General features: G+C 62.0%; 20 protein-coding genes. 9 read left to right on the forward strand and 11 right to left on the reverse strand.

Annotated features, from left to right (window positions below; genetic code table 11):
- The first annotated feature begins 47 nt into the window (after positions 1–47).
- Entirely contained in the window at positions 48–695 is a 648-nt protein-coding gene (locus LIX93_RS00990) for a TetR/AcrR family transcriptional regulator (RefSeq protein WP_226502152.1), read from the forward strand.
- A gap of 27 nt (positions 696–722) precedes the next feature.
- On the opposite strand, the gene LIX93_RS00995 is transcribed toward LIX93_RS00990, so the two are convergent.
- The 4 genes from LIX93_RS00995 to LIX93_RS29505 form a co-directional block, all read right to left on the reverse strand.
- Positions 723–3,470 carry a glycoside hydrolase family 3 C-terminal domain-containing protein gene (locus LIX93_RS00995; RefSeq protein ID WP_226502153.1) on the reverse strand — a complete coding sequence of 916 codons (2,748 nt, stop codon included), beginning with the start codon at positions 3,468–3,470 and terminating at the stop codon, positions 723–725.
- Entirely contained in the window at positions 3,467–3,709 is a 243-nt protein-coding gene (locus LIX93_RS01000; protein ID WP_226502820.1) for a hypothetical protein, read from the reverse strand. Before LIX93_RS01000 ends, LIX93_RS00995 begins: the two co-directional genes overlap by 4 nt.
- A 666-nt stretch (positions 3,710–4,375) precedes the next feature.
- Complete coding sequence (locus LIX93_RS01005) at positions 4,376–5,410, reverse strand: FUSC family protein (RefSeq protein ID WP_226502154.1); 1,035 nt, start codon at positions 5,408–5,410, stop codon at positions 4,376–4,378.
- A 114-nt stretch (positions 5,411–5,524) separates the two neighbouring features.
- Positions 5,525–5,659: a hypothetical protein gene (locus LIX93_RS29505; RefSeq protein WP_260524621.1), complete on the reverse strand. Its 135-nt coding sequence runs from the start codon at positions 5,657–5,659 to the stop codon at positions 5,525–5,527.
- A 343-nt stretch (positions 5,660–6,002) separates the two neighbouring features.
- Between LIX93_RS29505 and LIX93_RS01010 the strand changes: the two genes are divergently transcribed.
- Positions 6,003–7,439, forward strand: a complete 1,437-nt coding sequence (locus LIX93_RS01010; protein ID WP_226502155.1) for an FAD/NAD(P)-binding protein — start codon at positions 6,003–6,005, stop codon at positions 7,437–7,439.
- A gap of 28 nt (positions 7,440–7,467) precedes the next feature.
- Here LIX93_RS01010 and LIX93_RS01015 read toward each other — a convergent pair whose 3' ends face one another.
- Entirely contained in the window at positions 7,468–7,854 is a 387-nt protein-coding gene (locus LIX93_RS01015) for a low affinity iron permease family protein (RefSeq protein WP_226502156.1), read from the reverse strand.
- Between the two features lie 252 nt (positions 7,855–8,106).
- On the opposite strand from LIX93_RS01015, the gene LIX93_RS01020 reads away from it, so the two are divergent.
- A complete protein-coding gene (locus tag LIX93_RS01020) occupies positions 8,107–8,421 on the forward strand; it encodes an RcnB family protein (RefSeq protein WP_226502157.1) in 315 nt (104 codons plus the stop codon).
- 96 nt (positions 8,422–8,517) lie between these two features.
- Positions 8,518–8,790 carry a hypothetical protein gene (locus tag LIX93_RS01025; protein ID WP_226502158.1) on the forward strand — a complete coding sequence of 91 codons (273 nt, stop codon included), beginning with the start codon at positions 8,518–8,520 and terminating at the stop codon, positions 8,788–8,790.
- Positions 8,791–8,799: 9 nt separating this feature from the next.
- On the opposite strand, the gene LIX93_RS01030 is transcribed toward LIX93_RS01025, so the two are convergent.
- On the reverse strand, positions 8,800–9,570 hold the full coding sequence (locus tag LIX93_RS01030; protein WP_226502159.1) for an alpha/beta hydrolase: 771 nt from the start codon (positions 9,568–9,570) through the stop codon (positions 8,800–8,802).
- A gap of 274 nt (positions 9,571–9,844) precedes the next feature.
- On the opposite strand from LIX93_RS01030, the gene adhP reads away from it, so the two are divergent.
- Positions 9,845–10,873: an alcohol dehydrogenase AdhP gene (gene adhP / locus LIX93_RS01035; RefSeq protein WP_226502160.1), complete on the forward strand. Its 1,029-nt coding sequence runs from the start codon at positions 9,845–9,847 to the stop codon at positions 10,871–10,873.
- A 17-nt stretch (positions 10,874–10,890) separates the two neighbouring features.
- Here adhP and ssuD read toward each other — a convergent pair whose 3' ends face one another.
- Entirely contained in the window at positions 10,891–12,015 is a 1,125-nt protein-coding gene (gene ssuD / locus LIX93_RS01040) for an FMNH2-dependent alkanesulfonate monooxygenase (protein WP_226502161.1), read from the reverse strand.
- A 337-nt stretch (positions 12,016–12,352) separates the two neighbouring features.
- On the opposite strand from ssuD, the gene LIX93_RS01045 reads away from it, so the two are divergent.
- Positions 12,353–13,198: an oxidoreductase gene (locus LIX93_RS01045; protein WP_226502162.1), complete on the forward strand. Its 846-nt coding sequence runs from the start codon at positions 12,353–12,355 to the stop codon at positions 13,196–13,198.
- A gap of 9 nt (positions 13,199–13,207) precedes the next feature.
- Positions 13,208–14,146 carry an AraC family transcriptional regulator gene (locus tag LIX93_RS01050; protein ID WP_226502163.1) on the forward strand — a complete coding sequence of 313 codons (939 nt, stop codon included), beginning with the start codon at positions 13,208–13,210 and terminating at the stop codon, positions 14,144–14,146.
- A gap of 50 nt (positions 14,147–14,196) precedes the next feature.
- On the opposite strand, the gene LIX93_RS01055 is transcribed toward LIX93_RS01050, so the two are convergent.
- Positions 14,197–15,753, reverse strand: coding sequence for an altronate dehydratase family protein (locus tag LIX93_RS01055; RefSeq protein ID WP_226502164.1), 1,557 nt, complete (start codon positions 15,751–15,753; stop codon positions 14,197–14,199).
- Positions 15,754–15,802: 49 nt separating this feature from the next.
- The gene (locus tag LIX93_RS01060) at positions 15,803–17,122 is read right to left on the reverse strand and encodes an MFS transporter (protein WP_226502821.1); all 1,320 of its coding nucleotides are present in this window, start codon (positions 17,120–17,122) and stop codon (positions 15,803–15,805) included.
- A 178-nt stretch (positions 17,123–17,300) separates the two neighbouring features.
- Between LIX93_RS01060 and LIX93_RS01065 the strand changes: the two genes are divergently transcribed.
- The gene (locus tag LIX93_RS01065; protein ID WP_226502165.1) at positions 17,301–18,248 is read left to right on the forward strand and encodes a LysR family transcriptional regulator; all 948 of its coding nucleotides are present in this window, start codon (positions 17,301–17,303) and stop codon (positions 18,246–18,248) included.
- Positions 18,249–18,485: 237 nt separating this feature from the next.
- Here the strand turns inward: LIX93_RS01065 and LIX93_RS01070 are convergent, their stop codons facing one another.
- Positions 18,486–19,412, reverse strand: coding sequence for a DMT family transporter (locus tag LIX93_RS01070; protein WP_226502166.1), 927 nt, complete (start codon positions 19,410–19,412; stop codon positions 18,486–18,488).
- Between the two features lie 74 nt (positions 19,413–19,486).
- On the opposite strand from LIX93_RS01070, the gene LIX93_RS01075 reads away from it, so the two are divergent.
- Positions 19,487–20,341 (forward strand): LysR family transcriptional regulator, encoded by an 855-nt coding sequence (locus LIX93_RS01075; protein WP_226502167.1) that lies wholly within the window; start codon positions 19,487–19,489, stop codon positions 20,339–20,341.
- 50 nt (positions 20,342–20,391) lie between these two features.
- Here LIX93_RS01075 and mgtA read toward each other — a convergent pair whose 3' ends face one another.
- Positions 20,392–23,154: a magnesium-translocating P-type ATPase gene (gene mgtA / locus LIX93_RS01080; protein ID WP_226502168.1), complete on the reverse strand. Its 2,763-nt coding sequence runs from the start codon at positions 23,152–23,154 to the stop codon at positions 20,392–20,394.
- Between the last annotated feature and the right edge of the window lie 685 nt (positions 23,155–23,839).

The raw sequence follows: 23,839 nt of genomic DNA on the forward strand, positions 1-23,839 counted from the left end.
CGCTGCCAGAGCGAGCAGTCAGTACGGCCAACAGTTAACGGAATTCAATGCCAGTGACGGATACTCAAAACGACGCTCCAGCGTCCCCCGCACCAAAGCGCCGCCGCGCGCCAAAAGGCGAAATGCGCCGTATGGCCTTGCTCGACGCGGCCACCGAAGTGTTCGCCCGCGACGGCTACCTGGGCGCTTCCATGCGCGATGTCGCCGATATCGCCGGGATCACCACCGTCGGTTTGCTGCACCACTTTCCCAACAAGGTTGCCCTGCTGCGCGCCATGCTTGATCGGCGCGACGAACGCGTGGTCGAGCGCTTCGGCGATCTTGATACCGCGCCGACAGTGGAAGGGTTCGTGAAGTTTCTCAAGCTGAGCATGAGCTTCAGCGTCGAGGACGCGCGCGAATGCCAGGCCTCGGTGATGATCAATACCGAAAGCCTCTCGGACAAGCATCCGGCGTTTGCCTGGTATCAGGAAAAGTTCGAGATCGTCCACGGCCATGCGCAGGCGCACCTGGCATCGCTGGTCGAAGCAGGGGAGATACGCCCGGGCGTCGACGTGAAAGCCTTGGCCCAGGAGATCTTTTCAATGATGGATGGCTTGCAGATCCAATGGCTCAGGGGTCGCAAGCGTGTCGACGTCATGGCGGTCTTCGACGTCTACCTGCAGCGCTTGGCCAGGGATCTCAAGGCCGGCTGAAGGGCTCGTCCGTGAGCCCTCACACCCTTAGTAGGTTTGCGCGGTGTTGACCTGCACTGCCTTGCGCAGCGGGATCGGCAGCGGGTTGCTGTCGCGAGTGGTCAACTGCTCAGGATAGAGCGTGGTCAAGGTCTGGCTCAGCGACAGGTCGTCGGAGTCGGTACCCACGCGGATCTTGAACTTGCCGGCATCGACGTTCCAGCTGTCGGTGTTCTCCACGTAGTAGGCCAGCGAGCGCGAGTCGAGCGGGATGCTCACCGTCTTGCTCTCGCCAGGCTTGAGGTACACCTTGGTGAAACCCTTGAGCTCTTTCTCCGGGCGATCGACCGCCGCGTTGACCGGTTGCACGTACAGCTGTGCGACTTCGTAGCCGGCCTTGTCGCCGGTGTTGGTCAGGGTGAACTTGGCGTTGATCGTGGCCCCAGGGGTCAGCACGTTGGACGACAGTTTCAGGTCGCTGTAGCCGAACGTGGTGTACGACAGACCGAAGCCGAACGGGTACAGGGGCTTGGTGTGGTTCTTGTCATACGCGCGGTAGCCCAGGTACAGGCCTTCGCTGTAGGTCATGCTGGTCAGGGCGCTGTCGCCGCGGTACGCCGCAGGGTCCGGATAAGAGGCGTAGCTGGCGTTATCCTCGATGTTCTTGTCGATGGTGACCGGCAGCTTGCCCGACGGATTGACCTTGCCGTAGAGGATCTCGGCCAGTGCCTGACCGCCTTGCTGGCCCGGCAGCCAGGCTTGCAGCGAGGCGCCGACTTTTTTCGCCCACGGCTGCATGTTCGCCACGCCGCCGCCGTGCATGACCACGATGGTGTTGGGGTTGGCCTTGGCCACGTAGCTGATCAGCTCGGCCTGTTGATCGGGCAGATCGAAGCCATGGTCGGAGCCTTCGCCTTCGTTTTCGTAGTTGGTGCCGACGGCCACGACCACGGCATCGTATTTGGCCAGGTCCTTGGGTGGACGCAACGCTGCCCAGCTCATCTGTACGCCCGCCAGGCCGCCCAGTGCCGGGGTGAAGTTGGCCGCAGAGCGGCGGTATTCGAGCTTGACCGTGTACTGTTTGCCCGCCACCAGCGCGGCGGTCTTGCCGGACGTGACGATGGCGTTGACCACGTCGCCGGAGTGCGGAACGCCGTCGCTGTCGATCACCAGTTCGTCGTTGACCCAGACCTTGTAGGGGCCGTCGGCGCGGACCTTGAACACCTGCACGCCGGAAACCGTCGGCTTGATCTTGGCCGTGAAGCGCGCCGAGAAGGCGCCGGCGGTCGGGGTGAAACCAGACACCGCAGTGGTGCCGGCGTTGGTGACGTTGGTGCTGGTCGTCCAGTTGAAGTTCACGCCGGGTTCGACGCGGGTCAGCGCCGGATCACCCGAGAAGCTGGTGTTGGCGTAGTACTCGGCCTTGACGCCCGAGTTGCTGATGCCGCTGCTGCCGGTGGCCGGCTGGTACCACACCGACGCCTGCGGGTTGAGGCTCAGGTCCGACAGGTAGGTGACGTTCGCGCTGCTCGAGGCCAGTTGCTGCAAGCCGCTCAGCTCGGTGACGTAGCTGTTGGGCGGCGAGTTGGCGGTGCCGAACGGTGAGGCCGGCGCCTGGGCGGCCCAGTCACCGATCACCGCGATGTTGGCGGATTTGGCCAATGGCAACAGGGGCTTGCCGGTGCTGGTGTTTTCGTTGCGCAGCAGCACGATGGCTTCGCGCGCGGTATCCAGCGCCGCGCGGGCGCCGTATTCGGTGTGCACCAGGGTCTGCGCGGTGTTCGGGTGTTCCTGCAGGTCGTAGCTGACGATCCCGCGCAGGTTGCGCTTGACCTTGTCGTCGATGACGTTCTGGGTCAGCTGTCCGCTCCACAGGTACGGCATCAGGTTGGCTTCGGTGAATTGCAGGCCCGATGGCATGTCGATGTCGGTGCCGGCCCAGGCGCCCTTGAAGGCATCATGGATGGCGTTGAAGTCACTGATCACCATGCCTTGATAGCCCCACTCACCTTTGAGCACCTCGGTGATCAGGTGGTGGTTTTCGCAGGCATAGTCACCGTTGATCTTGTTTAATCCGCACATGATCGAAGCGACGTTGGCGTTCTTGACCATCGATTCGAAGCCCGGCAGGTACAGCTCGCGCAGGGTGCGTTCGTCGACGATGACGTTGAGCGCCTGGCGGTTGGCTTCCTGTTCGTTGGCCAGGTAGTGCTTGCCGCTGGCCTGGATGCCCTGGGCCTGGATGGCGTTGACCACTGCCGGGGCGAGGACGGCGCCGAGGAACGGATCTTCACCGCTCAGGTACTCGGCCGAGCGACCGCCGTACGGGGTGCGGTACAGGTTGGCGCCGGGTGAGAGCATCTGCTGGCCGCCGGAGATACGGGTTTCGTAGGCGATGGCCAGGCCGAACTCTTTGGCGCGGTTGATGCTCCAGGTCGCCGCGAGTGCCGACTGCGACGGGTACGCGGCGCCGAAGGTGGCGTTGTTGACGTGCACGCCCATGGACGAGTCATAGGCGATCGTGCCCTGGATGCCCCACTTGAGCAGCGACGGGATCATGTGCCCGTCGTTGACGCGGGTGAAGTTGATTTTTTCCGACTGGCTCATGTTGTCGAGGATCGAGCTGACGCGGGCCTCGACGGCGTTACCGGTGGCGGGCGTGACTTCGGCCAACGCCAGGTTGGCCTGGCCAATGCTGAAGGCCAGCAGGCTCAGGCCCAAGGTCTGTTTGAAAGCGGACACGGCATAGGTCCTTTTAGGTGTAGCGAACGAAAGGGCAGGGCACGCAGGGTTCATGGCTGTTGCACCTGGGTCGGGGCATCGTCAGTGGCCACGGGTGCATCCAGCAGAGTTGCAGAGCTTTTCTGGGCGGTCTGGGTGATCTTGGATACGCCCGAAAGTTGATCGCGTTGAGCCTCTACCTGCTCTCGGAGATTCTGTCCGGAAGTGGAAGTCGAGGATGCAGAAGTTGAATCTGCAGCGAGCACGGAGAAACTTTGGGCGCAAAGTAATATTGCGCCCACTACAGGCAGCATGGGACGGATCATCGATACTGTCTCGATCAGTGGAAGAGGCTTCAATGGGTCGACCTGGGGCAGGGGTTGTCCCGAAGTAGGTCGAAGCTTAAGTCCCGATGATGCACTTTAAAGTTCATTGCTCGCAAAGATATTTTTGTTGTACGAAAAAATACAGCGAAAAAAACCGGAGGCGAGGGGGGTGGATGGCTATGGCGGAGAGGGTTTGATGTCGGTTTGTCGCCTGTATTGGCTAAAAATACCTAACCTATCAAAAATAATAGCAATTAATAATCAAATAAATGGGATTGGTTAGAATATTATTGCTCTACATAAACCTAGTTGATATTAGGTTTAAGGTTCTGGTAGGCTTGCGCTGCAATGATTTTACCCATTGATGATTCGCGACTATTTGCTGCGGTTAGTAGTCGCTTAGTTGATTAAATAGTGAAACGAAAAACTCGATAGCCCGCGGCGATGATATTTAAGAATGGTTGGAGCCCGGGCTTGAACGGGTAAAGGTTCACCCTTGAGTCGGTTGTTTCGCGTCAGCTTTGAATAGCTTTGAATAGCCTGATGCCAATACCCAGGCAATCGCATATGTGAAGGCATGGTAATAAGCCACGGCCTGAGGACTACTGCGTCAACCGTGTGCGCAAGTTTATTCTGATCGCACTGGACGCGGTATCAGGCAGCTTGGCGCTCATTTCGCTGCCGTGCCAGATGCACGCCCAGCCAGGTTTCGAGGCTCAGCAATACGATCGCCAGGCCGCCGCCGATGCAGGTCGCGGTCATCCGGTCCACCGCCGCCTGCCACTCGGGCGCGCCACCCAGTGCTGCGGTGGTGATCACCGTGGCGGTGACGAACAGGGTGAACAAGCTGTAGCGCCCGCCTTGCACGCCGTAGGCCATGAATGCACAGAGCAGGCCGACGGCGCCCATGCCCGCGCCACTGATCCCCCAGCCCCCCAGCCCGGCGGCGAGCAGGCATCCACCCAGTGTGCCGACCATTCGCGCCACGCCGCGTTTGAGTGTGTCGGTAGGGTGCGCCTTGAGTACCACCAGCGCAGTCATCGGCGCCCAATAGCCGTGTTGCAGGCCCATGTGGTGGACCAGCAACAGGCACAGGACGACCACCGAGGCGCAATACGCGCCATAGCGCTGTAGGCGAAAACGCCCGAGCACGCTGGTGCGCAGCTCGGCCAGGTTGGCCCGCAAGCTGTGATGGGCGAGCAGCCCCTGAGTCGCTGACAAAAACCAAGCGCAGAGCACGAAAGTGGCGATTTCAACCGCCGCGCCGAGCAGGATGAACATGGCCCGATGATCAGCTGCCTGCACATCGCCAGGGAAGGCGCCGGCCACCAGCAAGGCGATCGACCACTGCAGGGTGATCCACCACAGCGCGTCGTCGATCGCCGACATCAGGGCACAGATTGCTGCCATCAGTGCCGCCGCCAGGCACAACAGCCAGAAATGGTTACCCAGCAGCGAACCAAACCACGCGGCCGCGCCCATTCCCACGGCGACGCTCAGCATCGGCGCCAGGGGATAGTCGGTGAGCTTCTTGAATGCGCCAAAGCCGACTGTAAAAGCGCCACTGAGTGCCAGCAAACACACGGACAGGTGCTGGCCGGACAACAGGCCGGTGACCATGATTGCTATCAAACCGGGCATGCACGCGAGTGCCAGCGGCCATTGTCGAGACGGGGGGAGGGATGCCATGAATACTGCCTTGAGAACTCCTGTCATCCGACCGGGGCCGGTGGCGGGTGTTCCCGGCCCTATGCCGATCTCCCTCGCGGTAGAGCGGCGGCGCAATCCGACGCAGTCAACGCCCTATTCTATGCTGCAGATCCAGCGATGATCATGCCGATAGGGCGCCCGGATGAAGTGCACATCGCACACCCGGATCAGGCCGCGTTGCTTGAGGGTGTCGGTCAGTTGTACGAGTGTTTCTGCTTCGATAGTCATGGTGCTTACCTCGTCGCTTTTTACAGGTCAAACGAACTGTGTACCTAAATCTGGACCTAGCGCGATTTTGGAAAATTCATTATTTATTCGCCGCTGCCCGACCACGATGTCCGCAGATACCCCGGCCCGCTTGCGCAAACGCGCTGAATGACACATTCGTCACGTTGTCTTCAGCTCTCCCATACCCTGCCGATCCGGACCTCCTCTGATCAGCCGTGGATCGGCCGAGCTACATGCAGAGCTACATGCCGAGCTACATATCGATAGAACAAACAAAACTAACCTGCCAATCCGCTGTGTCTCTATGATCCCAGCGCATCGATCACTACCTGTCAGGGACGTCATGAGCAGCCATCCATCCACCCTTGCAATCATCGGCGGCGGCTTTGCCGGTGTGGTCAGTGCCTTGCGCCTGATCCAGTCCAGCACCGCGCCGATTCGCTTGATCATCATCGGCAGCGAGGCACAGCTTGGCCGCGGTATCGCCTACAGCACCGACAATCCCCATCATCTGGTCAACGGCCTGGCGCAGGGTTTCGGCATAGTGCCGGAGCAGCCGCTGCACCTGGTCGAATGGCTGCGCGCCAATGCCGCGCGCCATGGATGGAGCTTGCCCGCCGGCGCCACCTTCGAGGAGTCCTTCCCGCCCCGCTGGCTCTACGGCACCTACGTGCAGGAAACGCTGGCGCAGGTGCTGGCCGAGCAGGGTGATCGAGTCACGTTCGAGCACCTGCAGGCGCGGGCCATCGGCCTGAGTCGTCAGGGCAAGCGCTATCAGGTGCGTACCGACAAAGGTCCGGTGGATGCCGATGCGGTGGTGTTGGCCACCGGTCTGCACCCTCGCGCGCGCCTGGCGGTAGAAGGCCCGGCAGAGGCGACAGCGAACAAGGTGATCAGCCGGCTTTGGGAGCAGGACGCCTGGCAGGCCGTGGCCCGCGACCAGCGCCTGCTGGTGCTGGGCAGCAGCCTGACCGCCCTGGACAGCATCATCAGCGCTGAAGACGCCGGCTTTGGCGGTGAGTACAGCGTGTTGTCACGCCGTGGCGTGCTGGTGCAGACGCGCGAGGAGGTGCCGGTGTGGCCCGATGTGCTCGATCCCCGGGCGTTGCCGTCGACCCTGGCGACGTTGGTCGGCCATGCGCAACAGGCGCGTCGGCAGATCCGCCAACGTGGCGTGCACGGCCAACAGATCACCTTGGCCATCCGCCCCCACGTCCCGGCCATGTGGCTGCGGGCAACGGTGGCCGACAAGCTGCGCTTCATCCGGTATCTGCGTCCTTACTGGGAAAACATTCTGCACCGCGCCGCGCCTGAGTCCGGGCAGCGCCTGGACGCCGTGGTCGCGGCCGGGCGCCTGCAGCGCAAGGTTGGGCAATTGCTCAAGCTGGCCGTGCAGCCCTCCGGGCAGGTGCAGGTGACGTGGCGCCCGCGAGGCAGCAGCGCAGCGCAGACCTTCGAGGTGGATCGCGTAGTCGATGCCCATGGTTATGAATTCGATTGGCGGCAGTCCAGCGATCCGCTGGTTCGCGACTTGCTCGCCAACCAGCTGGTCCGCCCCCACGACACCGGATTCGGTATCGAGGCCGACGGCATCACCGGGCAAGTGCAGGTCGATGGCGCCCAGGTGGCCGGGCTATTCGCAGTCGGCCACCCGCTGCGAGGCGCCAGCTGGGAATCCAATTCCATCGGCGAGCAGGTGATCCAGGCGGTGGCCACGGGGCAGGCGTTGATCAGTCAGTTGCAGACGCAACCGGCGGGGGTGCTGGAGCCAGCGCTTTGATGTGAGTGTTGACGATGGGCGCAGTCCGCTATTCAAGCCGGGTTTCGGACTCGCTCACCTCGATCGTTTCGTTTTCCCCGACTTTGCGGTATTCCTTGCGAATGGTCTTGAGGGCCTTCTCGTCCAGCTCGTCCAGATTCAATACGGCGTTCTGCGCTTCCTTGGTGGCTCGCAGCAATTCGTCGATCTTGATGTGCAAGATGTCGTTGTCGCGGTTTTGCGTGTTTTGAATCAGGAACACCATCAAGAACGTGATGATGGTGGTCGAGGTGTTGATGATCAGCTGCCAGGTGTCGTTGTAGTGAAAGTACGGCCCCGTGGCCGCCCAGACCACGATCAGCACGATGGCGGTGGCAAAAGTGCGAGGGCTGCCTGACTTGATGGCCAGGGCCTGTGAAAAATTACTGAATGTCATGGGTTTAACTCTGAATGACCAATACAGTTCAGACCGGGGCGGCAAGCGAAAATTTCTCTGTGGGGCATTGATTCGTATAACAAATTCTTCATCTGACGGCCTGATGGAACCGATATCGGCGCATGGAATTCGGCGATTGCACGCAAATAGATGGAAATATTGCGCGGCGTACGGGTCGATAGCTGGAGAGTCGTGAAATCGACCGGGCCGCCGCAGTGGTGGCTGTACCCCCGATGCCAAAGGAATTCTGTCATGACCGTTAAACGATACTTCGCGCCTTTCGCCTTGCTGGCTCTGTTCAGCCTGGGCGTCCCCGCTTTTGCTGCAACCGACACTAGCGTCACCCTGGATCGGCCTGGGGTCGGCTCTCATGAGATCAAAGAGGGCGACAAGGCCCCGGATGAATACAAGCGCAAGGAGTTGGCGCTGGGCGACTGGAAGAAACGCCACCTGGCTGCGCCGGGGGAGAACGAGCAGTGGGTCGAAATCAAGGACAAATACGTGCTGGTGAATATTCCCAACGGCACCATCAAGCAGATGATCGACAAGTCGGCGGTGCACAAGTAGCCTTTGGTCCCCCCAGACTGCTCCCTCGCTGATACGAAGGTATGCAAACGCTGGCAATAAAGCGCACGCTGCGCGCAATCCTCTGCCAGGATCGTTATGTACACTCTCGAGCAATACCGTTCAGCCAGCCTCGAAGCGCAGCTGAACGTCCGATACGCCCATGAACGGCTGCTGGATATGTCATCCCAAGGGAAGATATCCGGTCAGCTGTTCAGGGAGCGCCAGCAGTATCTGACCCGGTGTATCGATGAGTGGCGGGTGCTGTCCGAAGGCCTGCTCACCCAAGTGCAATGGCGCCAGTCACAGGCTCACCTGGATAGTCAGCCTGCGGTGCTATTTGGTCGCCCATCTCGTGCGGCGCAAACCTGAGGCTGGCGATCAATCCACATGGGCGGCCTGCACGATCTCCTGAGCAAAGTCGAGCATTAGCCGTGACAATGCTTGGGGTGTCTGCAACGGCATCAAGTGCCCGGCCCCGGGGATGATCTCGACGCGATGATTGGGCAGGTGCGCCAGGGTCGTGCGGCGCTGCTCCTCCGCACCTGGGACCTGCTGGTCATCGGCGCCACAGATCAGCAGCGTCGGGCAGTCGAGTACGCCGAGGCGCTCGCTCCAGTCCTCGCGGCTGCCGCGGTCGACCCACGCACGCCAGGCCACCAGATTGACCCGCTGGGCATCGGCGATGGCCACCTCGCGGATAGCCTCCGGCAGAGGGTGAGCGCTGGCCTGGTCGACGAAATCCTCAGCCTGGAAGCGTGTCTTGGTGTAGGCGCGCTGACTGTCGCGATCGGCATCGCTCATGGGCTGCGGGGTGGGCGGCGAGGGCGCGACCAGAATCAATCCGGCCAGATACTCGGGACGACGCGAGGCGAGCACCAGTGCGACTTTGCCGGTCATCGAGTGCCCCACCACAATGCACTGAGTCAGACCCAACTCACGGATCGTGGCGTCGACCTGGTCGGCCATGGCGCTGACACTGTAGCCCGGTACCTCGGCGGCGTCGCCGAAGCCCGGGGTGTTCAAGGCAACGCAGTAATGGTGCTCGTCGAGATAGGGCAGGGTGGGGAACCAGGTGCGATGCGATCCGCCGAGGAAATGCAGAAGCACGAAGGCGGGTGAGCCTTGACCTTGTTGGCTGTGGGCGAGCATTTGCTTCTCCAGTGGGACAGTCCGGCGCAGGACGCGATTTCGGCCCTGATACGTCTTGGCCGCTCTTGTTCATGCGACTGCGGGACGTACGCCCCGGTTCGGTTTTTTGCTCGCCCACTCGCGCGCTGGCGCGCCGGTTTCGGTGGGTTCATCGAACCGCCATGGCTGCCTGGAGCATGGGGTCGTTAGCCAAAGGTAGGGGGGGCGGGGCAATTTTTGCCGACTATAGTCATCGGCGCACGCCCTTCATAACCACAAGAAAAGGATGCCACCCATGCAAAAGACCATGAAAGCTGCGGTCGTTCACGCCTTCGGCAAACCGCTGGAAATCCGTGAAGTCCCGGTCCCTACGCCCGCCTACGGCCAGGTGCTGGTCAAGATCGCCGCCTCGGGCGTCTGCCACACCGACCTGCACGCCGCTGAGGGCGACTGGCCGGTCAAACCCAATCCGCCGTTCATTCCGGGCCACGAAGGCGTCGGCCATGTGGTTGCGGTCGGCCAAGGGGTGACCCATGTCAAGGAAGGCGACCGTGTCGGTGTGCCTTGGCTGTACTCCACCTGCGGGCATTGCGAACACTGCCTGGGCGGATGGGAAACCCTTTGCGAGAAGCAGGAAAACACCGGCTATTCAGTCAATGGCGGCTTTGCCGAATACGCCCTGGCCGATGCCGGCTATGTCGGGCGCCTGCCGGACAACGTCGGCTTTATCGAGATCGCGCCGATCCTGTGCGCAGGCGTCACCGTGTACAAGGGCCTGAAGATGACCGAGGCCAAGCCTGGGCAGTGGGTGGTGATTTCCGGTATCGGCGGCCTCGGCCACATGGCCGTGCAGTACGCCAAGGCCATGGGCCTCAACGTCGCCGCCGTGGACATCGACGACGGCAAGCTGCACCTGGCCAAGCGCCTGGGCGCCGAGGTGGTCGTCAACGCGCGCGAGCAGGACCCGGCCGCCTATCTCAAGAAAGAGATCGGTGGTGCCCATGGTGCGCTGGTCACCGCGGTATCGCCGATCGCTTTCAAACAGGCCATCGGCATGACCCGTCGCGGCGGCACCATCGCCCTCAACGGCCTGCCACCGGGTGATTTCCCGATCTCGATCTTCGACATGGTGCTCAATGGCACCACTGTGCGCGGCTCCATCGTCGGTACCCGCCAGGACCTGCAGGAGGCGCTCGATTTTGCCGGTGAAGGCAAGGTCAAGGCGACGGTGTCGACGGAAAAGCTCGAGAACGTCAACGCCGTGTTCGATCGCATGCGCGAAGGGCAGATCGAAGGGCGTGTGGTGATTGATCTGCAGAGCTGACTGACACGCGCCGGGCGTCAATCGTTGCGCCCGGCCCGCACATCGAACGCACCACCGGTCATGGCGCCATCCACCGTGACCTTCTGCTTGCCGGGCAACAACGGGAACAGCAGCTCGGCCACGCGATAGGCTTCTTCCAGATGCGGATAGCCCGACAGCACGAAGCTGTCGACGCCCAGTGCCGCGTATTCCAAAAGGCGCGCAACCACGGTCTCAGGATCGCCCACCAGCGCGGTGCCGGCGCCGCCGCGAACCAGGCCGACGCCCGCCCATAAATTGGGCGACACCTCCAGTTGATCCAGGCGCCCGCCGTGCAATGCCGCCATGCGCCGTTGGCCTTCGGAGTCCATGCCGGCGTAGTTGGCCTGGGCTGCGGCGATGCTGGCCGGGTCGAGATGGCTGATCAGTTCGTCTGCGGCGGCCCAGGCCTTGGCGTCGGTCTCGCGCACGATGATGTGCAGGCGCACGCCGAAACGCACGGTGCGGCCATGGGCGGCGGCGCGGGTGCGTACGTCGGCAATCTTCTCGGCGACGGCGGCCGGCGGCTCGCCCCAGGTCAGGTAGGTGTCGACATGCTTGGCCGCCAGTTCATGGGCCGCAGGTGACGAACCACCGAAATACAGCGGCGGGTGCGGGCGCTGCACCGGCTCGAAGAAATTGCGCGCGCCCTGGACCTTCAGGTGCTTGCCCTCGAAGTCCACTCGCTCGCCTTGCAGCAGACGCCGGATGATCTGCAGGTATTCGTCGGACGCCTCGTAGCGCTCGTCATGACTATAGAACACGCCATCAGCCGCCAGCTCGACCGGATCGCCGCCCGGCACCACATTGAGCAACAGCCGACCGCCGCTGGCCTGATCCAGCGTGGCGACCTGGCGCGCCGACGCCGTGGGGTTGCCCAACGAGGTACGCAAGGCCACCAGCAGCTTGATGCGTTGCGTCACTGGCACCAGGCTGGCGGCCGTGACCCACGGGTCCAGGCAACTGGCGCCCGTCGGAATCAGCAAACCGTCGAAGCCCAATTGATCCGCCGCCACGGCGATCTGGCGCATGTACCCACTGGTTGCCGGCCGGCCGCTGGCGGAATTGCCCAGATAGCGGGTATCGCCGGAGGTGGGCAGGAACCAGAAGATGTCGAGACTCATTGTGTGATCCTTGGATAGTCGCAGGATGCTCAGATGGCAGGGCGCGGTGGAGGTGTGATGATCTGCAGACGTGCAGGCTTGCATGGAGCAATTCCTGTGCCGGTCAGTAAGCCCTTTGGAATCAAGCGGATAGCGCACTGTGGAGCGCATTGCTGTTGCTGTGCAAACAGTGCTGCTGATCAGGTGTTGCTGTGCGGTCAGTTGTGGGCTCGAATCGATACCGCCGCTCGAGCGCCTACGCTGATAGAAATAGGCAAGCCTCATAGATAAACCGGCATTTCTGCCCGCCCTGATCCTGACTACTCTGATCGCCACCCCATCCGATTGGAGCCTCCCCATGAGCGATCACAAAACCCTGTTCATCACCGGCGTCAGCAGCGGTTTCGGCAATGCCCTGGCGCAAGAAGCCATCGCCGCCGGCCATCGCGTCATCGGTACGGTGCGCAACGACGCCGCCTTGCAAGCGTTCCAGGCCTTGTCCCCGGAGCTGGCGTATGGCGTGATCCTCGACGTCACCGATTTCGCCCGCATCGATACAGTGGTCGCCGACGTCGAAGCCACCCACGGCCCGGTCGATGTGCTGGTCAACAATGCTGGCTATGGCCATGAAGGGATCTTCGAAGAGTCATCCCTGGAGGAGATGCGCCGTCAGTTCGACGTCAATGTGTTCGGCGCCGTGGCGGTCACCAAGGCCTTCGTGCCGTATTTTCGCCAACGCCGCGGCGGGCATATTCTCAATATTACGTCCATGGGCGGCACCATCACCATGCCCGGCATCGCCTATTATTGCGGCAGCAAGTTTGCCCTGGAGGGCATCTCCGATACCCTGAGCAAAGAGTTGCGGCCGTTCAACATCTTCGTCACTGCGGTGGCGCCGGGATCGTTTCGCACCGATTGGGCCGGCCGTTCAATGCAGCGCACACCGCGCAGCATCGCCGACTACGATGCCAGCTTCGACCCGATCCGCCAGGCACGCGAAGCAAAGAGCGGCAAGCAATTGGGCGATCCGCAAAAGGCCGCGCAGGCCATGTTGCAGATCATCGCCAGCCCGACACCGCCCGCCCATCTGCTGCTGGGCAGCGACGCGCTGGGGCTGGTGCGCGACGAACTCAGCCGCGCCGCCAGCGAAATCGATCAATGGGAAGCGCTGACCCGTTCCACCGATGGTCAAGTGTCAGCCTGAGGCCACGCCATGAATGAGCATGACCCGTACACGACGACCCTGGTGCGCTTGCTCGAGCAGCTCGCGCCGCTGGAAGGCTACAACCTCAGCGCGCTGGACGATGTGCGCTTTTTGCGTTCCAACCGGCCGCTGACGCGCACGCCAGTGTTGTACGACCCCGGTATCGTGATCCTCTGCCAAGGCCGCAAGCGTGGCTACCTGGGCGATGAGGTGTACATCTACGACGCTCAGCATTATCTGGTGGTGTCGGTGCCGGTGCCTTTCACCATGGAGACCGATGCCAGCGCCGCCGAGCCGATGCTGGCGTTGTACATGCGTCTGGATTTCAAGCTTGCCAGCGAGTTGCTGCTGCAGGTCGACGAGGTGCTGGGTGCCAGCTCAGCGCCGCCCAAGGGGATGTACGCCTCGCCGATGGATGACTCGTTGCGGGCTTCGACGCTGCGCTTCGTGCAAGCCATGAGCGAGCCGCTGGATGCGCAGATTCTCGGGCCGGCGCTGGTGCGGGAAATCTATTACCGCATCCTCACGGGCGAGCAGGGCGGGTCGATGCGCGCGGCGCTCAATCGCCAAGGGCACTTCGGCAAGGTCACCCGCGCCATCCGCAAGATCCACACCTGCTATCAGCAGCACCTGGACGTCGAATCCCTGGCCCAGGAGGCGAGCATGAGCGTGCCCAACTTTCACCTGCACTTTCGCAGTGTCACCGACTCCTCGCCGATGCAATACGTGAAGTCGACGCGCTTGCATCAGGCGCGCTTGCTGATGCTGCGCCACGACATGAGCGCGTCCTCGGCGGCGTTCAACGTCGGCTATGAAAGCGCGTCGCAGTTCAGCCGCGAATTCAAGCGCTTTTTCGGCCGTACACCGCTAGCGGAGATCGAGTGGATGAAGGCCACTTATGCCTTGCCGGCACCGACCACGGCCTCGATCTACGTGTCGTCGCACTGAGTCAGGTGAGCCTCGATCGGAGTATTTCAATCGACCCGACACCCCATCACTCAAGTGATCGCCCCGATCTGCCACGGCACGAATTCGTTCTGACCGTAGCCGTGCTGTTCGCTTTTGCTTTTGTCACCCGAGGCGATGCGCAGCATCATGCGAAAGATATATTCGCCGCGTTCCTCGATCGTCATGGTGCCGTCGGCGATCCCGCCGCAGTTGACGTCCATGTCTTCTTCCTGGGTTTCCCACAGGCGGTTGTTGGTGGCGAGCTTGATGGAGGGCGAGGGCGCACACCCATACGCCGAACCTCGACCGGTGGTGAAGGCAATCAGGTTGGCCCCGCCCGCGACCTGACCGGTCGCGGAGATCGGGTCATAGCCTGGAGTGTCCATGAACACCAGGCCATGGGCCTTGACGGTCTGCGCGTACTCGTAGACATCCACCAGGTCGGTGGAGCCCGCCTTGGCCACGGCGCCGAGGGATTTTTCCAGAATCGTGGTCAAGCCACCGGCCTTGTTGCCCGCTGATGGATTGTTGTTCAGTTCGGCATCCATACGCTTGCAGTACGCCTCCCACCAATGGATACGCGCGATCAACTTTTCCCCGACTTGCTGGCTCACGGCGCGGCGCGTCAGCAAGTGTTCTGCGCCATAGACCTCTGGCGTTTCCGAAAGAATCGCGGTGCCGCCGGCGGCCACCAGGCGATCGACCGCATTGCCCAGCGCCGGGTTGGCGGTGATGCCCGAGTAGCCGTCCGAACCGCCGCATTGCAGGCCGATGATCAGGTGCCTGGCACTGACCGGTTCACGCTTGACCTGGTTGGCTTCGGCCAGCAGCGACTTCACTTGAGCAATGCCACTGGCGATGGTTTTTGAGGTGCCGCCCGTGCCCTGAATGGTAAAGGTGCGCAATGAATCGCTGCTTTTCAGGCCCTGAGCGGCCAGCAATTCGGAGATCTGGTTGGTCTCGCAGCCCAGCCCGATCATCAGCACCGAAGCAAAGTTGGGGTGGATGGCATAACCGCCCAGCGTCCTGCGCAGCATGGCCAATGCCTCGCCCCCAGGATCCACAGCGCAGCCGACGCCATGGGTGAGTGCCACGACGCCATCGACGTTGGGGTATTCGATCAGCGCTTCAGGGTGAATGTCGCGGCGGAAGTAGTCGGCAATGGCGCGCGCCACGGTGGCCGAACAATTGACGGAGGTCAGAATACCGATGTAGTTGCGAGTCGCCACGCGACCATCCGCGCGCACGATGCCCATGAACGTTTCCGCGGTGGGCGCAGGGCGGCCCTTGGCATCGACACCGAAGGCATAATCCCGAGAAAAATCGCCCATCGCCACGTTGTGCACATGCACGTGTTGCCCCGCCTCGATGGGCTGGCTCGCGAAGCCGATGATCTGGCCGTAGCGGCGCACCGGTTGCCCCGCATCGATATGACGCGCAGCGACCTTGTGGCCCGAGGGCACCGGTTCCTGCACCTGAATGCCTTCGGCTTTGAGCTCCAGGCCGGTGGTGAGCGGTTGTCGCGCGATCAATACATCGTCCAGCACGTTGAGTCTGATCACGGCATTGGCGGTGGTTTCACTGCCTGTTGTAGTTATAAGTTGCATGACGGTTCCCTCGGTTTTCAGGTTGCGCACTGGAGTCGGGCCGGACGCGTCAGGCCAATCCACGCTCGCGATAATCAATCAGGCTGGAGAACAGCATCAGTCCTGAAGCCATGACGACGAAGAAGATCAACGCCAGGAAGTATGAACCGGTGTATTGAACGATCAGGCCGATCAAGATAGGTACGATTACCCCGACCATGTTGCCGCACAAGTTCATGCTTCCGCCCAACACTCCGGCTTTGGACTGTCCGCCCAGGATGGCTGGCAAGCACCAGTACATGCCGCACCAGCGAATGAAAAACAGCGCGACACACAGCAGTGTGATGACCACGACTGCATTCGCGCTGTAAGCCACAGCGAGAATACAGAGCGCGGCGACTGCGGCGGAGCCTGCGAACATGCTGCGCATGACGGTGTTGGGTCGACCGCCGGCAGCCTTCCATTTGTCGGACAGCCAGCCACCGCACAGCTCACCGATGAACCCGCACATGAAGATCAGAAAGGTAGCGCCGCCCATGGCCTTGATGTCCAGGTCATGGACTTTGTGCAAGTAGCTCGGCATCCAGGTCAGCAGGCCGTAGAACACGCTGTTGTAGCAAGCGTAGCCGGCGAACATTGCCAGTACCGAGCGGCTCTTGAGCAGTTCTTTCAGGATCGCCTTGCGCCCGCCCGAGGCGCGTTTGGCCGCGTCATTGGCGTCAGTGATATAAGCCAGCTCGGCCGCATTCACTTTAGGATGTTCACTGGGGTGGTTTCTGATGTACCACCAGGCCCACACCCCCACGACCATGGTGCCAACGCCCGCGATCACGAAAGCGATCCGCCAGGAGCCCAGCCAGGTGATCAACCCGGCAATGAGGATGGCCCCCAGTGCCGTACCCAGTGGCGCGCCGCCGTCGACGAGCGTTGCACCGCGGCCGCGTTCGTTGGGCGTCAGCCAGGCGCCGTTGAGCTTGGGTCCAGCGGGCATGATCGGCGACTCGGCAACACCCAGGCCGATCCGTGTAATGAGCAACGTGATCCAGTTGTGCGCGCCGCCGGCCAAGGTCTGAAAGAGACCCCAGCCAATGGTGGCAATGCCAATGATGTTGCGGGTCTGGAAACGATCCAGCAGCATGCCGCCCGGGATCTGCATCAGTGCGTACGACCAGAAGAACGCACTCAGCATCAATCCTTCCAACGCCGGCGTTATGTCGAAATCAGCAGAAATCAGTGGCAGTGCAACCGACAGCGAGGCCCGATCGATGTAATTGATGGCCGAGAGCAGCAGCAGGAGCAAGAAAATCCTCCAGCGCACGGTGGTTGGACGAGCACTTGTCGCGGTCGTCGATGCACTAGCGCTGACGACCTGAGCGTTGCCAATGGTCATTTTCATCTCACTCTTATGATTATTATGAAACGCGTGCCTGCCTGAAGGCCTGCCAGCGGTGTGGATCAAACGCTGGGTGGGGCTTCGACTTGTCGTTATCGTCAAGGCCACTTTAAATTTCCAGGCTGTTGCTGCCTAATGAGAGCTACGACCCGAGCGATAACTTTCAGGTATACCCATGCTGCCGTCCTTCTCGTCCATCGTTTCTCGCCTGAGGCTCAAACAACTTCGTCTCTTGATTGCCCTCGAAGAGCATGGCTCGGTGCGCAAGGCTGCCGAGCTCATGGCGTTGTCGCAACCGGGCGCCACCAAAGCGTTGCAGGAGATCGAAACGACCTTTGGCTCCAGCCTCTTCGAGCGCACCAGCAAAGGCCTGGAAGCCAACGACCTGGGCCGCTGCGTGATTCGTTATGCGCGTTTGATTCATACCGACCTTGAGCACCTTCGCGAGGAAATGGTCGGCATCCTCCAAGGCCACGGTGGACGCCTTGCCGTCGGCACCATCATGGGCGCCGTGCCGACGCTGGTGGACAGCCTGGCGCGCCTTCGCGCCAAACAGCCGGAGCTGTCGATTGCCATCGTCGAGGACACCAGTTCGCGGTTACTGAGTCTGTTGGACCAGGGACGGTTGGATGTCGCCATCTGTCGCACCAGCATCAGCCCGCGCCCGACGGCGTATCAAACCCGCTTTCGCGCACAGGAACCGCTGGTGGTCGTGGCCAATCCGGGCCATCGGCTAGCCAGCGCACCGGCGTTGCAGCTGGCGGACCTGATGGACAGCCGCTGGGTGGTATTCCCGGTCAATATGCCCATGCGCTTGACGCTGGAACGTGAGTTTCGCCAGTCAGGCTTGAGTTTTCCGCTCTATGCCATCGAAACCTCTTCGACCTTCACCACGTTGTCGCTGTTGCTCAACGATCAGAATCTGGTGGCCGTCCTGCCGATCGATGTCGCGCAGATGGCGCTCGATCACGGCATGTTGGTCAAGCTGGCCCTGACCATTCAATCCACTAGTGAACCCTTTGAAATCGTCACGCGGGCCAACGTGGAGTACACGGCGTCGATGGTCTTGTTGATCGAAGAGCTCACCGGCAGGCGTTCTGACTCCGCCGCTTATGCTCCCTAGCGCGGGGCGCTGAATGGGCACTTGGGGCGGAACACGATCCCCCGGTTTGACGGCGCTGCGGACCACGGCAAGAGATGAGCACGGCACCGCAAATAGTTGTTTTATGAGGCAATGTTGTCCACGAAATACTTGAGTATGTCTGTGGATAACTGTCTGTAAGCCATAGGGATCAAGCGTTCGGCGGGTTTGGTCGAAAATCGATCAATCTGCGCTTTGGCCGAGGTATTTTGCGCTACGTCAGCGCGCGGATGTCTCACCGCGCACCACCAGCCACACGCCTACCGCCGACACCGCCGTGCCCACCAGCATCAGCCACGACAGCGGCTCGTCGAACACCGCCCAGGCCCACAGCAGGGTGACCGCCGGGCTGAGGTACAGCACGCTGGCGACTCGTGTCGGTGAGGAACGTTTGACGCACAGCCAGTAGAGCCCATAGCCGCCCAGGGTGGCGAGGGTCGCGGTCCACAGTACGCTCAGGGCAAACCCTGTGGTCGGCAGTGGCAGCAGGCTGCCCTGGCTGGCCACCACTGCCCCGAAGGCGACCGCGGATACCGCGCACTGCAACCACAGATTGGCCAGCAACCCCAGCGATTCGTGAGCCTGCAAGCGCTTCTGCCAGAGCGTCGCCACGGCCAGTGACGCCATGCCCAGCAAGGGCAGGCCGTAGGCCCACAGCGGCGCGTTGCCCAGCGCCAGGGCGTCGTGAGCGACCACCACCACGCCCACCAGCCCAATGCCCAGGCCTGCCCACACGCTCCAGTGCAGTCGCTGGCCCAATACGCCCGCAGCCAGCAGCGCCATGCCCACCGGCAGCAGGTCGGCCAGCAGCGCCGCAAGCCCGGCCGGCACGCCCAAGGCAACGCCCTGGACCACGCCCAGCAAATAACCACCCATGGCCAGCAAGCCGATGCCGGCGTTTTTCAACAACACCACTAGCGGCGTGCTTTTCAGCGTGCCAATGACGAAGGGCAGCAGCGCCAAGGTGACCAGCACGCAGCGCCAGAACACCACCAGCAGCGCGGGGGCGTAGTCGATGGAAAACCGCGCGCCGATAAAACCGGAACTCCAGCTCACCACCAGGCCGAGCTCCAGCAGCGGCAAGGGCAGGCGATAGAGGAGCTTCACCGGGGGACGCGGGCAGGGCAGTGCTGAGGTCGAGTTCATAGCCACAGGCTACCCAAGGGGTGTAGTCTGATAAATCAAAATTACCTGCACCAGTTATTCACGTTAGGTGAAGTATGAACGCCATCCTCGATATCGAGCTGTTGCGCACCTTTCACGCCGTGGTGCGCCTGGGCAAATTCAGCGCCGCTGCCCAGCAGTTGCACAAGAGCCCTGCGGCCGTCAGCGTCCACGTCCAGCGACTTGAGGCGGTGGCCGGCGGGCGCCTGCTCGATCGCGACAACCAGTCGGTGGCGCTCACGCCGCTGGGCAAGCGCCTGCTGGCCGCCACAGCAGAACTCTTGCACACCCATGACCGCGTGCTGGCGCAGTTGCAGGGCACGCGCCTGGCCGGGCGCATCACCCTCGGGGTGCCTGATGAATACGCCGCCCACGTCATCCGCGACATCCTGCCGATCTTCACTGCGGCCTGGCCCAACGTCGTGCTGGAGGTCAAGACGGCGCCCAGCTACACCCTCAACCAGTGGGTCCAGCGCGGCAAATTGCAGTTGGCACTGATGTCGCAACCCCGCGGCCAAGGCAGCCCGGTGGCGCACGTGCTGGCGGTGACGACGCCGGTATGGGTGACGGCGGCCTCGGCCAGTAGCGCCTGGCCCGATCCGCTGCCGGTAGCGCTGTACGCCGCAGACTGCCCATATCGACAGGCCCTGCTCGAATCCCTGAAGCGCGCCGGTCGACGCTGGCGAGTGGTGCTCGACAGCCCGTCGACCCAGGCGGTTCGCGCTTGTGTCGAGGCCGGCCTGGCCGTCGCCTTGATGGACCGCGAGGCGGTGACGGCGGCCATGACGGTGCTCGAAGGTATGCCAGACATCGGCGAGCACGAGGTGGTGCTGGTGCGCTCGGCCTCGGCCAAAAACGATGAGGCAATCGAGCTGCTGGCGCAGAGTCTCCACCAGCACTTTCGGCTGTAGGCATAAAAACAGGTACGGACTTATGATCCGTACCCGCTTCGAACGCAGCCTTATTGCCAGCCGTACCGACGGCTGTAGATGCCTTTCATCGCCTGGGTCAGTGCCACGTAGCCGATCAGGATGAACGGCAGCAAGGCGAAGTACAGCGGTGGCAATGCCTGCAGCTTGAAGTACTCGGCCAGCGGGCCCATCGGCAGGAAGATCCCCACCGCCATGATGACCCCGGTCATGATCATCAGCGGCATCGACGCGCGGCTTTGAATGAACGGCACCTTGGCGGTGCGAATCATGTGCACCACCAGGGTCTGGGTCAGCAGGCCGACGATGAACCAGCCCGACTGGAACAGGGTTTGATGCTCGGGAGTCTTTGCCCCGAACACGTACCACATCATGAGGAAGGTGGTGATGTCGAACACCGAACTGATCGGCCCGAAAAACACCATGAAACGGCCAATCTCGCCGGGCTGCCAGCGCTGGGGTTTCTGCAGCTGCTCTTCATCGACGTTGTCGAACGGAATGGCGATCTGCGAGATATCGTAAAGCAGGTTCTGCACCAGCAGGTGCATGGGCAGCATCGGCAGGAACGGGATGAATGCCGAGGCGACCAGCACCGAGAACACGTTGCCGAAGTTCGAGCTGGCGGTCATCTTGATGTACTTGAGCATGTTGGCGAAGGTGCGGCGCCCTTCGAGGATGCCCTCTTCAAGGACCATCAGGCTTTTTTCCAGAAGGATGATGTCGGCGGCTTCCTTGGCGATGTCCACGGCGGTGTCCACCGAGATGCCGATGTCTGCCGCACGCAAGGCCGGGGCGTCGTTGATGCCGTCACCCATGAAACCGACCACATGGCCGTTGCTCTTGAGCATGCGCACGATCCGCTCCTTGTGGGCGGGGGTCAGCTTGGCGAAGACGTTGGTGGTCTCCACGGCCTGGGCCAGCTGGGCGTCGGTCATGCCCTCGATATCGCCGCCCTTGAGCAGCCCTTGCTGGGCAAGGCCCACTTCGCGGCAGATCTTGGCGGTGACCAGTTCGTTGTCGCCGGTGAGGATCTTCACCGCCACGCCGTGTTCGGCCAGCGCCTTGATGGCCGGTGCGGTGCTTTCCTTGGGCGGATCGAGGAACGCTACATAACCGATCAGGGTGAGCTCCTGTTCATCGGCCAGGCCGTAGACGCTTTGCGCCTGAGAGGTATGACGCGCCGCGACGGCGACCACGCGCAGGCCCTCTTCGTTGATCGAAGCGGTGACCTGGCGAATCCGGCTCAAGAGTGCTTCGGTCAACGGCTCGTCGATCTCGCCATGGCGTACGCGCGTGCAGACTTCCAGCACTTCTTCGACCGCGCCTTTGCAAATCAGCAGATGCTGGTGATGTTCATGTTCGGCGACCACCACCGACATGCGCCGGCGCACGAAGTCGAAAGGCACTTCATCGACCTTGGTGAAGGCGGTACTGACCTGCAGTTCGCTGTGCACTTCGGCGTGCTCGAGCACGGCGACATCGAGCAGGTTCTTCAGGCCGGTCTGGTAGTAGCTGTTGAGATAGGCCATTTCCAGCACCGCGTCGGACTCCTCACCCCAGACATCGACGTGGCGGGCGAGGAAGATCTTGTCCTGCGTCAGGGTGCCGGTCTTGTCGGTGCACAGTACATCCATGGCGCCGAAATTCTGGATTGCGTCCAGGCGCTTGACGATGACTTTCTGGCGTGACAGCACCACCGCGCCCTTGGCCAGCGTCGAGGTGACGATCATCGGCAGCATTTCCGGGGTCAGGCCGACGGCGATGGACAGCGCGAACAGCAGTGCTTCGGTCCAGTCACCCTTGGTGAAGCCGTTGATGAACATCACCAAGGGCGCCATCACGAACATGAAGCGGATCAACAGCCAGCTGACTTTGTTGACGCCGGCCTGGAACGCCGTCGGTGCGCGGTCCACCGCACTGACCCGCTGCGCCAGGGCGCCGAAATAGGTGTGCTGACCGGTCGCCAGGACCAGCGCGATGGCCGAGCCTGACACCACGTTGGTGCCCATGAACAGGATGTTGTCCAGTTCCAGCGGGTTGATCGAGGCAGCGCCGGGCTGCACCACGAACTTCTCCACTGGCATCGATTCACCGGTCATGGCCGCCTGGCTGACGAACAGGTCCTTGGCGGTCAGCACGCGGCAATCGGCCGGGATCATGTCGCCGGCCGACAGCACCAGCATGTCGCCGGGCACCAACTGGCTGATCGGCAGCTCGATGCGCCCCGGTTTGCCCATGGCTTTGGGCGCAGGCGCCTGCGCGGCGTCCGGTTCGGCGGACGGCGAGGGCCGGCGCAAGACCGTGGCCGTGTTGCTGACCATGGCCTTGAGCGCGTCGGCGGCCTTGTTGGACTTGATCTCCTGCCAGAAGCGCAGGAAGGTCGACAGCAGCACCATGCTCGAAATGACCACGGTCGCCTTCATGTCTTCGGTGGCGAAGGACACGATAGCGAGCAAGGTCAGGAGCATGTTGAACGGGTTTTTGTAGCAGTCCCAGAGGTGGCGATACCAGGTCAGCGGCTTGTCGTGCTGGACTTCGTTGGCACCGTGGATGGCCCGCAGCGCAGTGGCCTGCGCCTCGGTCAGGCCGTCTTCATGGGCGTCCATGCGCGCGACCAGCTCGGCGGGAACGGCCTGCGCCGCTTCGGCCAGCGAGCTCGCCAGGGTCTTGGGTACTTCACGGCTGACGCCGGTGCCGCTCATGCTCTCCAGGATGGTGCCGCGGCGAAAATGCTGGGCCTGACGGCGAGAGCGCAGCAGGCTCTGGAAGAATTCTTTCAACAGTTCGTATTTCATGGTGATCAACTCCAGGTGGCGCCCACGCGACCACCCGGGGTGGTCACGCAGGCCAGCTCAAATACGGGTCTTCGGACATGGTTTCAACGGGCCTTTATGGCTGACTGGAATGGGGTAATCGTTCGGGTACGGCCTCGCCACTCATCGAGCGGCCCTGCATCCAGCGCAGGGGATGCAGGAGAAAGGCGAAACAGGCTTTTTGACGGTTTTGGCGCATGGTATTTCCCCGAACAACCAGAGGGCGGGCAAAGAGACCTTGGGCGGACACTTGAGGCGAGTCCATGACGCGACGCAAAACACGCGCGCCCATGAATGATCCGCCAGTCGCAAGACTGCGCAGTCAGAAGAGAAGGGGTGACTACAGGCGCATTGACAATGCGCTGAAGGTACCGCCTTTCACGCTCGGCGAAAGACGGCAGGAGACCTGCGGGCTAGATCGCTGAGCTGATTCCGGTTCCGCGAACCGGCTGACGTCTGTCACTCGAACAAGTGCCCACTGAGGGTCTCCGTATTGAAAATCTGCGCGGAGTATACCCAGCGCAATCGCCCAGACAACCCACTAACGAAAAATTCATTTTCGCCGCCGCGACCCTGGCGGAGCAGGGCACTGATCGGTATTAAACGGCCTGAAGTGCCAATGCGATTGAGTGTTATTCAATTAAATTTGATGACGTTTATATGACAA

Origin of the sequence: Pseudomonas sp. MWU16-30317 (assembly GCF_020515695.1) — a bacterium.
Taxonomy (GTDB): domain Bacteria; phylum Pseudomonadota; class Gammaproteobacteria; order Pseudomonadales; family Pseudomonadaceae; genus Aquipseudomonas.

Excerpts from the sequence above, each read along its gene's own strand:
- LIX93_RS00990 (WP_226502152.1), top strand. The coding sequence starts at position 48 with ATGCCAGTGACGGATACTCAAAACGACGCTCCAGCGTCCCCCGCACCA.
- LIX93_RS00995 (WP_226502153.1), bottom strand. The coding sequence starts at position 3,470 with ATGAACCCTGCGTGCCCTGCCCTTTCGTTCGCTACACCTAAAAGGACC.
- LIX93_RS01000 (WP_226502820.1), bottom strand. The coding sequence starts at position 3,709 with ATGCTGCCTGTAGTGGGCGCAATATTACTTTGCGCCCAAAGTTTCTCC.
- LIX93_RS01005 (WP_226502154.1), bottom strand. The coding sequence starts at position 5,410 with ATGGCATCCCTCCCCCCGTCTCGACAATGGCCGCTGGCACTCGCGTGC.
- LIX93_RS29505 (WP_260524621.1), bottom strand. The coding sequence starts at position 5,659 with ATGACTATCGAAGCAGAAACACTCGTACAACTGACCGACACCCTCAAG.
- LIX93_RS01010 (WP_226502155.1), top strand. The coding sequence starts at position 6,003 with ATGAGCAGCCATCCATCCACCCTTGCAATCATCGGCGGCGGCTTTGCC.
- LIX93_RS01015 (WP_226502156.1), bottom strand. The coding sequence starts at position 7,854 with ATGACATTCAGTAATTTTTCACAGGCCCTGGCCATCAAGTCAGGCAGC.
- LIX93_RS01020 (WP_226502157.1), top strand. The coding sequence starts at position 8,107 with ATGACCGTTAAACGATACTTCGCGCCTTTCGCCTTGCTGGCTCTGTTC.
- LIX93_RS01025 (WP_226502158.1), top strand. The coding sequence starts at position 8,518 with ATGTACACTCTCGAGCAATACCGTTCAGCCAGCCTCGAAGCGCAGCTG.
- LIX93_RS01030 (WP_226502159.1), bottom strand. The coding sequence starts at position 9,570 with ATGCTCGCCCACAGCCAACAAGGTCAAGGCTCACCCGCCTTCGTGCTT.
- adhP (WP_226502160.1), top strand. The coding sequence starts at position 9,845 with ATGCAAAAGACCATGAAAGCTGCGGTCGTTCACGCCTTCGGCAAACCG.
- ssuD (WP_226502161.1), bottom strand. The coding sequence starts at position 12,015 with ATGAGTCTCGACATCTTCTGGTTCCTGCCCACCTCCGGCGATACCCGC.
- LIX93_RS01045 (WP_226502162.1), top strand. The coding sequence starts at position 12,353 with ATGAGCGATCACAAAACCCTGTTCATCACCGGCGTCAGCAGCGGTTTC.
- LIX93_RS01050 (WP_226502163.1), top strand. The coding sequence starts at position 13,208 with ATGAATGAGCATGACCCGTACACGACGACCCTGGTGCGCTTGCTCGAG.
- LIX93_RS01055 (WP_226502164.1), bottom strand. The coding sequence starts at position 15,753 with ATGCAACTTATAACTACAACAGGCAGTGAAACCACCGCCAATGCCGTG.
- LIX93_RS01060 (WP_226502821.1), bottom strand. The coding sequence starts at position 17,122 with ATGACCATTGGCAACGCTCAGGTCGTCAGCGCTAGTGCATCGACGACC.
- LIX93_RS01065 (WP_226502165.1), top strand. The coding sequence starts at position 17,301 with ATGCTGCCGTCCTTCTCGTCCATCGTTTCTCGCCTGAGGCTCAAACAA.
- LIX93_RS01070 (WP_226502166.1), bottom strand. The coding sequence starts at position 19,412 with ATGAACTCGACCTCAGCACTGCCCTGCCCGCGTCCCCCGGTGAAGCTC.
- LIX93_RS01075 (WP_226502167.1), top strand. The coding sequence starts at position 19,487 with ATGAACGCCATCCTCGATATCGAGCTGTTGCGCACCTTTCACGCCGTG.
- mgtA (WP_226502168.1), bottom strand. The coding sequence starts at position 23,154 with ATGAAATACGAACTGTTGAAAGAATTCTTCCAGAGCCTGCTGCGCTCT.